Here is a 12,742-nt window from a genome sequence, read left to right on the forward strand (position 1 = left end):
TACAACAGAAAGGCAACTTCATACACCCGATGGCCGACTTTGGCAGGCAAAAACCACTGTTAATAAAGTTGGAGAGCTGAATTTACTGGCAATCAATGGTGACCATTCTCTGACCTTTGAGCGGGATAAGGATAGAAACGAATGGCATCGCCAGTCTGATAAGGGCTTTATCCTGCGTCAGGAGCACTCGTTAATGGGGCTGCTCACTTCCCAACGTGCCGGACGTAACACTGAGTTTTTTGCTGCTCATGAAGTGGCAGATATCCCGCAACCGACATTAGCAGGATTAGATCGCGAATATCGTTATGACGACGCACTTAACCTGGTGGCGGCGAATGATGAGCGGCAATGGTTACGTTATGTGGTTAATGGTAATGGACAAGTGACCTCAGTCAGTGATGGTGATCGGTTGCGGGAACATTATCAATATGATGCCTGCGGTTACCCATCCCGCCGTTTTGACGGCATCAATGAAATTGACGGGGAACGGCTCTACCAGAAAGGGCACCGGTTACGCCAGCTCGGCCAGCATCTGTTTGAGTATGATGATGCGGGGCGGATGACTGCCATGCAGTTGTGGCAGGAAGGCCATCGTTCTCAGTTGACCAAGTTCCGCTGGAACAGCCAGAATCAACTCATCGGCGTGCTGACACCGGGCGGCCAGCAGTGGGATTATCGCTATGATGCTTTTGGGCGGCGAACTGAGAAAATTTGCCAGCAAGCCGGAATGAGCACAACGTATTTGTGGGATGGCGATGTGCCGGCAGAAATCCGCGAGTATCGGCACAACCGATTGTACAGTATCCGTCATCTGGTGTTTGATAGCTGGCAGTTACTGGCGCAGCAGGTTCAGTTTTTCACGCCTGATCCTGAAAACCGTGATGAATTGATTGCGGGTAAAATCCAGACTCACTATGCAGTCTGTGCCCCAACGGGGGAGCCACTGGCGTTGTTTGATTCGCAAGGGCATCGGGTCTGGCGCCAACCTGTGCATTCTCTGTATGGAATACGTCTTGGAGTAGCGGGAGAAAATTCAAAATTTGATCCGGGACTAAAATTCGCAGGGCAGTGGCTGGATGAAGAAAGCGGGCTGGTCTACAATCGGTTCCGGTATTACTCGCCGGTGGCGGGGCAGTATCTGACTCCTGACCCCATCGGGCTGCTGGGCGGGGTGAATCCTTATGGGTATGTGCATAATCCATTGTCTTGGGTTGATCCATTCGGGTTAGCGAAGTGTTCTCTTCCTCCTAAAAAAATCAATTTAACCAAAGACGGTGTTCAGCATGTTAAAGATAGGCATGTTGGCAATGTTGATGGTTGGTCTCATAAGAGCAAATGGACTCTTAATAATGCTGATGTCAAATCAACGATAAGAGATGTATTCCGTAATCCAGATAGAATTACTCGTGATGGGGACCGATTTATATATGAAAAAGTTATGAAAAGAGATGTCGGTATAACTCCAGAAGGAGAAATATTAAATAAAGTAAGGGTTGTTACTGAGTCAAATGGTGATTTGGTTACTTCTTTCCCACAAAGTGTATTTAGAGATTTGAAACCAACCGATGTGATTTTATGGGACTTGATATACATATTACGGCAATTAATGGTAAAGTTACTCATATAGTTATGAGTGAAATTTTACATTCGAGCATTTTTTCTTCTTCAACGAGATGGAGTAGTTCAAAAAATCTCAGCAAGATTAAAGATTACTACAAAACAGACTGTTTGTTAAAAAGTAAGGATGCTGCTTCTTTTATTCATGAGCTAACCGAAATGAAAAATAGAGTCACAGATGGAAAAGACGAATTGAATAAAATAATCGAAAAATTAAAAAATATACAAGTCAGTTCCATTAGGGTTAGTGGTGACTGATTTACAGCTCAAAAGCCGGAAAGATCTCCATGATCTTCCGGTTTTCTTCTTTTTTAAGAGCAGCTAATTCCCTGCCCTTAGTTGCTGTTGTAGTCGCCAATCAGTTCCCGCATTCTCAGCTTAATTTCGCTGAGCTGGTCTTGCTGGCGCTGGTACTGTTGTTTAATGCTTTGGGTCTCATCGCTGTCAGGAATAAGCACCAGACAGCCGTCCATAATCTTCACGGTGAGTGTGCCGCCGATATCAAAACCGGCTGCCTTAAGCCATTGCCCTTTAAGATGTATCGCGGGCGGGGCGCTAGCCTTGTCATTTTGCGGCACATATCCCACAGTGTAATAACGTTCTGTTTTCGCGGCTTTATTTACGGCACGGTTTTGCTTAGAATGCGCCTTAGCCATCATTCAACTCCTTGTTAGTTGCTTGTGGTTAGCGTTTTGGTTGTGCTCCAACACAGCCAGAACGCGTTAAATATCAGCGTGTGATATTAATTGCCTGTTTAATCTTCTCTTGTGTGATTGCCATATCCAGAATGCGGCAAATCACATCCTGAGCTTAATCTCACTGAGCTCGTCTTGCTGGCGCTGGTATTGTTGTTTAAAGCTGCGGGTGTCATCGCTGTCAGGAATGAGCACCAGACAGCCCTCCATAATCTTAACGGTGAGTGTGCCGCCAATCTCAAAGCCCACCGCTTTAAGCCATCTTCCCGTTAAATTTATCGCGGGTCTGGGGTTCGGCCTGCCATTTTGCGGCACGTATCCCACGATGTAATAACGTTCTGTTTTGACTGTTTTATTTAAAATACTCCCCCAAATAGCCAAAATTATCTATTAACAAGCCACCACTCTGGGTATATGATAAATCATACTGCATCAGTCATTACACCGCGCTCATCTTAACAATCGCCAATTCCGGCAATACCAAAAAGTCGCAACAACTTGTCTTACAAAGTTATTTATTGAAACATCAATCAATAAACCAGCCAGAGAACAAGCTATGACCCCAAGAACCAAAGCAGAACAAAAAATCCTCGCGGGGACTCCCGTCTCTGCCGTTGTCTATATTTGGTATCCCTGCAACAAATTTGTTGCAGGGCATGCCTCTATCTATATTGGTGGAGTACCCAGATGCCCCTGGCCAATTGGGGTTACGGAACCCCCAACGCCGCCAAATTCCACACCAGCAAGCCCCATACCACCAACTGAAAGGAGACGTTCAGCTTCTTCCATTTTTTCAAGACATGAAAGAAGTCCTTCAAGGGGTTCTATCTTCTCACGGGGTGCCGGTTCTCCTGCTCCTTACAACGTTACTGAAAGAGATTGGCCTTCAACATCCATACAGCATCCACCATCTCCAACAGATAATAATTATGTCAGTTTCTATTCTGATCCCAACAGGTATCAAGGAGGCTTATCATTTGCAGGAACCTTCGGTAATATTCAGAAAGATTTTATACTACAACCCCATCTGGAATATTTGCTTATCAACTTAGATGTTGAAAAAATGCAGGCAAAAAAGAATGAAATCTATATTGGGAAAACATATGGCAACTATCATGTGAGCCATAGCTATAGTACTTTCAGTAAAAATTGCGCAACAATAGTTGCCAGAATATTAACAGCGGGTGGTGTGGAAAGTTTATTAAACCCAATTCAGAGAATAGGATATGGAAAAAATATCTATTGGACTCCGAAAGACATTGCACAACTATGTAATGAGTTGAGAAATAACGATCTTGCAGTCAAAATACGAGGACTAGATTGCCCTGATAAATCTGAAATACCAATTAGAACGATGATGGGATTCAGATAGTTTGATAGTGTAAATATGTCAACATCGCTTGCCAACGTGGTTCACTGTTAGATCCTCTCCAACATTCAGACTACTTATGTAATAAATGAGTTTTCCGCATAAATCTAGTTTATTATTTTTATAATAAACTATTATTCAGCATAATTGTCTAAAAATCCGATTGGGAAATTTTCTTTATTATTTACATCATTAATTTCTTGTAAATTACTTAACCCAGTGACACATTGTACGGCTCTATGGGCTAACATCTAACAAGCTCTTCCCACTTTTTCTGAACACTCTCTGAACATTCAAGGATATTATGAACAAACCACAGACAGCCAAAGGTATCCTGTATGCCTTAGGTGCCTACCTGATTTGGGGGTTAGCTCCCATCTACTTCAAAAGCATACAATATGTTCCCCCCGATGAAATCGTATCGCACCGTGTTATATGGTCTGTATTTTTTATGGTGCTGATGTTGACAGTAACTCGTCACTGGCGTCAGGCTTGGGTAGTTGTCCGTCAACCTAAAATCTTGCTATTGTTAGGTTTTACTGCCTTCACGATTACCAGTAACTGGCTAACTTATATCTGGGCAGTCAATAATAACCATCTTCTTGAAGCAAGTCTGGGGTATTTTATTAACCCTTTGGTGAGTGTGTTACTTGGTATGATGTTCCTCGGTGAGCGGTTCCGGCGGATACAGTGGATTGCCGTGGCTTTAGCCTTTACAGGCGTACTCATCCAAGTCGTGCAATTTGGCTCTGTACCTGTGATTGGCCTGTATTTAGCGACAACATTTGCCGTCTACGGTTTGATCCGTAAAAAGCTAGGGGTGGATGCACAAACGGGCATGTTAATTGAGACAGTCTGGGTATTCCCTGTCGCTCTGAGTTATCTGCTGTTCTTCACCGACAGCCCGACCAGCAACATGTTAGATAATACCTATTCCTTGAATCTGATGCTGATTGCAGCCGGTATTATTACGACGGTGCCACTGTTGCTTTTTACCGCAGCGGCTGCACATCTACGTTTGTCCACGCTGGGTTTCTTCCAGTATCTTGGTCCAACCATAATGTTCTTGTTAGCAACTCTGGTTTATGGTGAGAAGATTGGGCCAGATCGTTTGATCACTTTTGGCTTTATTTGGGCTGCTCTGATTCTGTTTACGCTGGATGCGCTTTATACGCAGCGCCGCTTGCGGAAGTAGGCAATCATCTTTAGTAAATTCAGAACTGATCCAATACTGTATTGAAAGTTTGGATCAGTTTCTCGATTAATTTCATTATGATTTTATTGATATATTTCAGTCCAATCTTCTAAAGGCAACCCAATTACACGCGAAAATTCACGGGTATTGTTTGTTACTAATATAGCTCCCACAGACAGGGCGTGCCCTGCAATGGCGGTATCATTATGTCCGATTGATGTGCCCGCAGAAGTCAAAGCAACTTTTACTTTTGTTGTTGCGTCCACCGCAGATTTATCCCACGATAAGATTCCATCCAAACGTTTACAAAATTCGTCCACTAATACACCATGTTTCGGAGAGGCTTTTTCCCCAATTGCCCCGAAACGCATTTCCGAATAAGTAATAGCAGATACCACAATTGGATAGTTGTTCATTACACATTTCTGTAATTGGTTTATCACCGCAATAGGCGGCTCACGCATAATGAATGAACAAATGTTAGTATCCAACATGTAAAGCTTTTTCATAACGTAAAACGTCCTTCCTCAATAATATCCGGTCGTTCAGATAGAAAATCTTCGTCCGCCTTATCCTCTGATAAAAATGAATGCCAGCTAGGTTTTACTGGGCGTAATATAATGGTCTCTCCTTCTCGGATAATTTCCAATTCATTCACTCCCTCAAAATCCAGATCTTTAGGTAAACGGATAGCACGATTATTACCATTTTTAAAAACAGCTACAGTTCTCATATGAAATCTCCTACACTGGGAAACATATGTATAGCATATGCCAACACTCAGAGCAGGTCGATATACGAACAAATGCGAGTACGAAAATATACCTTTTCAGGTTGTAGTATAACGAGAGATAGCCCCCAGAAATATAGCTGACTATGTAACTGGGGGGTCTTTAGAAATAACTAGCAAAGCGGCTATAAAGAATGGAGATCGGAATTATTACAGCCAGTTTTTCCGCTTAAAGTAGAGGTAAGGAGCCAATCCTGCTGCAATCATCAGCCCAATGGCCGCAGGATAGCCGAATGTCCAATTCAGCTCCGGCATAAATTTGAAGTTCATTCCATAACTGGAAGCCACCAGCGTTGGCGGCAGAAATACCACAGAAACAACGGAGAAAATTTTGATAATACGACTCTGTTCAATATTGATGAAGCCCATCGCTGCCTGCATCAAGAAGTTAACTTTCTGAAACAGTGATTCGTTATGCGGTAACAGGGATTCAATATCCCGCAGGATCTCACGGGCCTGTTCCAATTGGTTAGCAGGCAAACGGGCACGACGCACAAGAAAGTTCAGGGCGCGCTGGCTATCCATTAAACAGAGGCGCACTTTCCAGCCAATATCTTCCTGCTCAGCAAGATTCGATAGGGCGGAATCAAACTCATCCCCTTGTTTACCGTTCATAATCACCCGGCTCAGGGATTCCAGTACGCTGTAGATATTTTCAATCACATCTGCTAACTGTTCGATCTTGGTTTCGAACAAATCCATCAGCAGCTCATAAGCATTCCCGTCAACCATAGTCTGGTTACGGGCGCGCATTCGGTATAATCGAAATGCAGGGAGTTCACGCTCTCGCAGTGTGTAGAGACGACCGTCACGAATGGTAAATGCGACTGTCGAGTTGCCAGCATGGTCTTCAGCGTCTTCAAAATAGAAGAATGAGTGGACGTGCATACCGTCTTCATCTTCAAAAAAACGGGCCGAAGCCTCGATATCATCCAATTCAGTGCGGGTCGCCAAGGCTTGCCCTAACTCGTTCTGAACTTGGAGTCGATCATCATCTCCCAGTCCAACCAAATCTACCCACATGGAGTCGGATAACTTATCACCTTCTTCAAGTTCAAGACGGAGCAGGCGATTATTCTCTAATTTAAATGCGTTCAGCATGTACCATAAGTCTCCTTATACTCCCTACGTTTATCGTAAGGCGCGAATGTTACGCTTATACCTGTCGTATTTCAAACTGCCTCTTTGTTGACTGCGTTCGTGCCCCCCGGTCACATAATAGTTATCTATGTTCTCAGGGATTCACTCTCTTGTCGCCGCAACGCAACTTGAAATCCATAGGGTATAGAAGAAAAAAACCTGTCAACATTCGACCGGATTATTATTGGCCGGTTTCAAGCCGGGCATAAGCAGCCACCAGCCACTTGATGCCTTCACCCTGAAACGCGATTTGCAAACGGCAATGCTCCCCACTGCCTTCAATATTGATAATCGTCCCTTCACCAAATTTAGGATGGCGGACACGCTGTCCTAGGGCATATCCGCTGTCATTAGTGCTAATCGGTGTTCCCAACCGTTTATGATTCACCGGACGGGACACTGTTGCCCGCAGGCGAACTTCAGTGACACATTCTGCCGGTAGCTCCCCGATAAAACGAGACGGACGGTGATACACTTCTTTTCCGTACAGGCGACGACTTTCGGCGTAGGTCAAAGTCAGTTTTTCCATCGCCCTTGTCACACCCACGTAAGCCAGACGGCGTTCTTCTTCCAAACGCCCCCCTTCTTCAATGGACATTTGGCTTGGGAACATACCCTCTTCCATACCGACAATAAAAACTTGCTGGAATTCCAATCCCTTCGCCGAGTGCAGGGTCATCAACTGAGCAGAATCCTGATAGGCATCTGCCTGCCCTTCACCCGCTTCAAGCGCAGCATGAGACAAGAAAGCCTGCAATGGCATCAAATCTTCGTCTTCATCCTGATAGCTGTACTGGCGGGTCGCCGTGACTAATTCCTCAAGGTTTTCGATACGTGCTTGCGCTTTTTCGCCTTTTTCCTGCTGATACATCGCCCATAAGCCAGAATCACGGATAATCCGATCAGTCTGTATATGTAGTGGCATCTCTTGTGTTTCAGTTTCCAGTGCATCAATTAACTCAATAAAACGCTGTAGGGCAGATGCGGCCCGTCCTGCCAGCACTTTTTGCTGAATCAGCATCAGACTGCTTTCCCACAGCGTTTTCTGCTGATCCCGCGCCATCTGACGCACTACATCTAATGTTCTGTCTCCAATCCCCCGAGTAGGTGTATTGACCACGCGTTCAAAGGAGGAATCATCATTACGGTTTGCTACCAGACGCAGGTAAGATAAAGCGTCTTTGATTTCCTGACGTTCAAAGAAGCGTTGGCCGCCATAAATACGGTAAGGTATGGAAGCCTGCAACAAGGCTTCTTCCAATACACGGGACTGGGCATTACTGCGGTACAGGATCGCACACTCTTTCAAAGCTCCGCCGTTGTCCAACCAATGCTTGATGCGGCTAACAACATAACGCGCCTCATCCAATTCATTAAAAGCAGAATAAAGTGAGATCAGTTCTCCTTCGCTGCCTTCTGTCCATAAGTTTTTACCCAGTCGGTCATTGTTATGAGCAATCAGGGCATTAGCTGCCTTAAGTATATTGCTGGTGGAACGGTAATTCTGTTCCAGACGAATAGTCTCCGCAGCCGGGAAATCTTTGAGGAAACGCTGAATGTTTTCTACCTGTGCTCCCCGCCAACCGTAAATAGACTGATCATCGTCGCCAACAATCATCACTTTACCGGAATCACCGGCTAACAAGCGGATCCAAGCGTATTGAATGCTGTTGGTATCCTGAAATTCATCTACCAGGATATTAGTAAAACGATCACGATAATGTTGCAATATTTGCGGTTTGTTCAACCACAGCTCATGGGCACGCAACAATAACTCAGCAAAATCCACCAATCCGGCACGATCACAAGCTTCCTGATAGGCCTGATAAATTTTCAGCCATGTTGCTTCCACCGGATTGCCGTAACTTTCAATGTGCTGAGGGCGCAATCCCTCATCTTTTTTGCCGTTGATGTACCACATACCCTGACGCGCAGGCCACTGTTTGTCATCCAGATTCATCGCTTTGACGATACGTTTAATCAGACGGTGCTGATCTTCACTGTCCAGAATCTGAAAATCCTGCGGCAAGTTGGCATCCAGATGATGAGCGCGCAGTAAACGATGAGCCAGACTATGAAACGTTCCAATCCACATGCCTCCCTGACTGGTGCCAATCAGATTTTCAATGCGGTGGCGCATCTCTGCTGCTGCTTTATTGGTAAATGTTACTGCCATAACGGAGAAAGGTGAGGCATGTTCAACTGACAGTAACCAGGCGATACGGTGCACCAATACGCGAGTCTTACCACTGCCGGCACCTGCCAGTACCAGCATATTGGTACGGGGTACAGCAACGGTTTCACGTTGTTTATCATTCAGGCTTTCGAGCAGATAAGAGACGTCCATAATTACCATCAGTTGTTAACAATGACTTTTGTCGCTGTTTTTTTATACAGGATTATAGTCTGAAATTATATCAGTGAGATCAAAGAATCCAAGTCAGAAATCTCAATATGTGGAACCAGCCGCCCTTCAGGCTCTTGCATCAGATTTTTATTTTCAACATTAATCCAACAAGCCTGCATACCGCTGCAAAGCGCCCCTTCGACATCTGTCTTCAAATTATCACCAACATGCAGGATTTGATTTGTTGGCAGCTCCAATCGTTCAGCCGCCAGATGATACATGTCCGGACAAGGCTTGGAACGTCCGTCCACCCCTGCTTTAAGAACAAATTTAAAATAACGGGCAAGACCACATTCAGCAAGTTCAACATTCCCATTGGTGATCGCCACCAGCGGCATTTTTTCTGCCAGCACCGATAAGGTGTTATGGGTCGATTCTGGTATGGTGATCTGATTACGCCAATAGGTGAAACAAGACATAATCTCATCCGCACCACGTATAGCAGCCTCACGGTTAAAGCCGTGGTAGCTGAACATCAGTTCTGCGGACTGCCGCCGCCATGCTGTCAGATCATGGTAAATTTCTGGTTCCATCTCAAGAACAGCCTGACGATATACATACAGATCTTCGCTGTCAAAAAGACTGAATTTGGCATCGTATTGCCTGATAAAACACAATACTTCTTTTTCGGTTTTATCGATGACTGGATGGTTATCGTAAAGTGTGTCATCCAGATCGAATGTCATCGCAGCAAATGGTGCGAGAGGCCGATAAAAACGCATTATGGTTTCCCTCTTTTTGCTCTAGGGTGAGCCACATCATAGACTTTGGATAAGTGTTGAAAATCCAGATGGGTGTAGATCTGGGTAGACGATAAACTTGCATGGCCCAACAATTCTTGTACAGCCCGGAGATCACCACTGGATTCCAGAATATGTGTAGCAAACGAATGGCGCAGTTTATGGGGATGAATATGATTGTTTATCCCCTGACGAATACCCCACTGTTCAAATCGTTTCTGTACATTGCGGGCTGAGATCCGTTTCCCACTTTGAGTGGAAATAAAAACGGCATTATCTTCCGGTTCAAACAGCTCCCGCATTTCCAGCCAACGTTGCAACCACTCCAATGCAACCCTTCCGACCGGGACTTTACGCTCTTTACTGCCTTTACCCTGCACCCAGACCTCACCATTTTCCAAATCCAGATGCCGACAATCCAGGCCAACCAGTTCAGATAGGCGTAAACCCGCACCATACATGACTTCCATCATTGTTCTGTCACGCACAGACAGAGGATCATTCAGGTCAATATTGAGTAGTTGGTTAGCTTCGTCCACATCTATGTTTTTGGGTAAGTGGTGCTTTTTGCGTGGTGTACTGACAACTTTGGCAGGATTGGCCTCTATTTTTTCCTGTGTCACCATCCAGTCAAGAAAACTGCGCAAGGAAGAAAGACGCAGTGCAAGACTGGCAGACTGCAACCCAGCCCGACGGCCACGGGTAGCGAACATTCTGACTTTAGTCGCATCAAGAGACTGCCATTCTGTCATCCCCATTTCCAATGATATTTCTGCCAATGCTGTGAGGTGACGACGATAATTGATTATTGTCATCGGACTTAGACGACGCTCAACTCGCAGATAGTGCAAAAAGGCTTCTACTGGCTCAAGGAATAAATCGATTGGCTGACTCATACTCGTTCAATCCAACGGGATAGTAACCCCGGCAACAGTTTCACCAACTGATCCAACAGGTCAGTTCCCATCCCTTCGTGATAATACCGTTTATCATGGCTATTGAAGATCACCATGCCTAACTCTCCCTGTCCTCCTAAAAGAGATACAGCAACTGAACCAACATGACGAGCCTGAGGCATCAACAATAAAATTTCCGGGCCGTGTAACATACCGAGATAATGGTTATTGTCACCGAATCGTTGGATCCGGACTGGCTCAAAAGCATTACGGGATATCGCTAAATCCGGTGCATTCAGTGGGGCACCAAGAAACCACTTGTCAGAGAACAACCGAATATAGCAGTTGCTCAGACCCAGTGTTTTTGACCATAAGCTTAAACGGGAAAGAAAATCCTGCAAACTTTCGGCAGCAGAAAGTTCAGCAAGCAATTGCAACAGGCGATTAAACAATATTTCATTTTGTTTTGCCTGTTCCACCAGATGTATCAGATCTTCTTCCAGATAGCGGATTCGTTTTCTCTGACGGTTCATATGCCATTCCATCAGAGAAACACATTCACGTACTGGATGAGGAACCTCTATTCTATCGACCGCATTAGCATTGCGGATAAAAAAATTGGGGTTATTCAGCAGATAATCCACCACTATCTGATCATCCAATTCGTTTTCGGTATGCAATGGTTTGCTTTCTTTACCCATTTTCCAAATGCCCCATATTTCAAAAATAACTCCAGCCACACTGAATCAACTACACATGAATTGTGCCGTCATAAACGTGAGTTGCAGGCCCGGTCATATAAAGTGGCTGCCCTGACCCAGCCCAGAGAATATTCAGGGAACCGCCTGGCAAATCAACGCGAACCTGCTTATCTAACAGATTTTGCTGGATACCAACAGCAACAGCAGCACAAGCGCCACTGCCACACGCCTGCGTTTCTCCGGCACCTCGCTCAAAGACACGCAATCGGATATGGTTATGATTCATGACCTGCATAAAACCAATATTCGCTCTCTCAGGAAAACGTTCATGACGCTCTAAAACGGGGCCAAGCACTGCAACATCTGCGGTGTCCACATTCTCAACCTGAATAACACAGTGAGGGTTCCCCATTGATACAACACCACAGAGCACCGTACGATCCATGACCCGGATAATATAGGTTTTTTCTGCTTTGTTAGCGCGGAAAGGGACGGACTGCGGTTCAAAGACTGGCTCGCCCATATTGACACAGACCTGATCATCGTGCGTCACACTCAGCGTCATATGACCAGACCGCGTACTAACTTTAATGTCACGTTTATTCGTCAATCCTCTTAAACGGACAAAACGAGCAAAACAACGCGCTCCATTACCACATTGAGAAACTTCACTGCCATCCGCATTAAAAATACGATAGTGGAAGTCTAGGTCAGGATCATAGGGTGCTTCAACAACCAGCAGTTGATCAAACCCCACACCAGTATGTCTATCCGATAACCGGCAGATTAATTCCGGTGAAAAATAAACATTCTGGGTCACTGCATCAACGACCATAAAATCATTGCCAAGACCATGCATTTTGGAGAATTGCATATACTACTCCAAGTGAAATTCCATCACCTGCTTAGGCTTATTAAGCATTCGCTGAGGTATTGTTTTTAATAATATCGTTTTTAGAGATGTTATTTTGAGAAGTATTGCCCGTCGGTTGCACCTTATTCAATGAAGTTTGTGGTGCAACGGACTCTGCTGGCGGGAAATAAAGAGGGCCCTTCAAGCCACATCCCGCAATAGAGAGTAATGTTATGATAGCAAGTGACCAACGGAATTGTTTGTTCATCATAATAATTAATGCCTGTGATTCATACGCCAATACTCTCTATAATCGCAGTTAGGCCCTGAAAAGCAAAT

General features: G+C 44.9%; 14 protein-coding genes. 3 read left to right on the plus strand and 11 right to left on the minus strand.

Going from position 1 to position 12,742, the window contains the following annotated elements; all coding sequences use genetic code 11:
* The first annotated feature begins 193 nt into the window (after window positions 1-193).
* The gene (locus tag HGO23_RS19850; RefSeq protein ID WP_244967841.1) at window positions 194-1,627 is read left to right on the plus strand and encodes an RHS repeat domain-containing protein; all 1,434 of its coding nucleotides are present in this window, start codon (window positions 194-196) and stop codon (window positions 1,625-1,627) included.
* A gap of 325 nt (window positions 1,628-1,952) precedes the next feature.
* Here HGO23_RS19850 and HGO23_RS18100 read toward each other — a convergent pair whose 3' ends face one another.
* Entirely contained in the window at window positions 1,953-2,273 is a 321-nt protein-coding gene (locus tag HGO23_RS18100; RefSeq protein WP_209027428.1) for a SymE family type I addiction module toxin, read from the minus strand.
* Between the two features lie 141 nt (window positions 2,274-2,414).
* Window positions 2,415-2,693, minus strand: a complete 279-nt coding sequence (locus HGO23_RS18105) for a SymE family type I addiction module toxin (protein ID WP_244967842.1) — start codon at window positions 2,691-2,693, stop codon at window positions 2,415-2,417.
* Window positions 2,694-2,868: 175 nt separating this feature from the next.
* On the opposite strand from HGO23_RS18105, the gene HGO23_RS18110 reads away from it, so the two are divergent.
* The gene (locus tag HGO23_RS18110) at window positions 2,869-3,684 is read left to right on the plus strand and encodes a hypothetical protein (RefSeq protein WP_209027429.1); all 816 of its coding nucleotides are present in this window, start codon (window positions 2,869-2,871) and stop codon (window positions 3,682-3,684) included.
* 301 nt (window positions 3,685-3,985) lie between these two features.
* On the plus strand, window positions 3,986-4,876 hold the full coding sequence (gene rarD / locus HGO23_RS18115) for an EamA family transporter RarD (protein ID WP_099134230.1): 891 nt from the start codon (window positions 3,986-3,988) through the stop codon (window positions 4,874-4,876).
* A gap of 83 nt (window positions 4,877-4,959) precedes the next feature.
* Here rarD and HGO23_RS18120 read toward each other — a convergent pair whose 3' ends face one another.
* The 9 genes from HGO23_RS18120 to lptM form a co-directional block, all read right to left on the minus strand.
* On the minus strand, window positions 4,960-5,385 hold the full coding sequence (locus tag HGO23_RS18120) for a type II toxin-antitoxin system VapC family toxin (protein WP_099134229.1): 426 nt from the start codon (window positions 5,383-5,385) through the stop codon (window positions 4,960-4,962).
* Window positions 5,382-5,609: a type II toxin-antitoxin system VapB family antitoxin gene (gene vapB / locus HGO23_RS18125; RefSeq protein ID WP_047683259.1), complete on the minus strand. Its 228-nt coding sequence runs from the start codon at window positions 5,607-5,609 to the stop codon at window positions 5,382-5,384. Before vapB ends, HGO23_RS18120 begins: the two co-directional genes overlap by 4 nt.
* Before the next feature lie 207 nt (window positions 5,610-5,816).
* Window positions 5,817-6,767 carry a magnesium/cobalt transporter CorA gene (corA, locus tag HGO23_RS18130; protein ID WP_099134228.1) on the minus strand — a complete coding sequence of 317 codons (951 nt, stop codon included), beginning with the start codon at window positions 6,765-6,767 and terminating at the stop codon, window positions 5,817-5,819.
* A gap of 220 nt (window positions 6,768-6,987) precedes the next feature.
* The gene (gene uvrD, locus HGO23_RS18135; protein WP_209027430.1) at window positions 6,988-9,153 is read right to left on the minus strand and encodes a DNA helicase II; all 2,166 of its coding nucleotides are present in this window, start codon (window positions 9,151-9,153) and stop codon (window positions 6,988-6,990) included.
* A 65-nt stretch (window positions 9,154-9,218) separates the two neighbouring features.
* A complete protein-coding gene (gene yigB, locus HGO23_RS18140; protein ID WP_209027431.1) occupies window positions 9,219-9,935 on the minus strand; it encodes a 5-amino-6-(5-phospho-D-ribitylamino)uracil phosphatase YigB in 717 nt (238 codons plus the stop codon).
* Window positions 9,935-10,849, minus strand: coding sequence for a tyrosine recombinase XerC (gene xerC / locus HGO23_RS18145; RefSeq protein WP_209027432.1), 915 nt, complete (start codon window positions 10,847-10,849; stop codon window positions 9,935-9,937). The genes yigB and xerC overlap by 1 nt, the downstream gene beginning before the upstream one ends.
* Window positions 10,846-11,550 carry a DUF484 domain-containing protein gene (locus HGO23_RS18150; RefSeq protein WP_209027433.1) on the minus strand — a complete coding sequence of 235 codons (705 nt, stop codon included), beginning with the start codon at window positions 11,548-11,550 and terminating at the stop codon, window positions 10,846-10,848. Before HGO23_RS18150 ends, xerC begins: the two co-directional genes overlap by 4 nt.
* A gap of 49 nt (window positions 11,551-11,599) precedes the next feature.
* Window positions 11,600-12,424 (minus strand): diaminopimelate epimerase, encoded by an 825-nt coding sequence (dapF, locus tag HGO23_RS18155; RefSeq protein ID WP_209027434.1) that lies wholly within the window; start codon window positions 12,422-12,424, stop codon window positions 11,600-11,602.
* A 40-nt stretch (window positions 12,425-12,464) separates the two neighbouring features.
* The gene (gene lptM / locus HGO23_RS18160; protein WP_169923014.1) at window positions 12,465-12,671 is read right to left on the minus strand and encodes an LPS translocon maturation chaperone LptM; all 207 of its coding nucleotides are present in this window, start codon (window positions 12,669-12,671) and stop codon (window positions 12,465-12,467) included.
* Between the last annotated feature and the right edge of the window lie 71 nt (window positions 12,672-12,742).

The sequence above is a fragment of the Xenorhabdus budapestensis genome (assembly GCF_017743015.1).
GTDB lineage: Bacteria > Pseudomonadota > Gammaproteobacteria > Enterobacterales > Enterobacteriaceae > Xenorhabdus > Xenorhabdus budapestensis.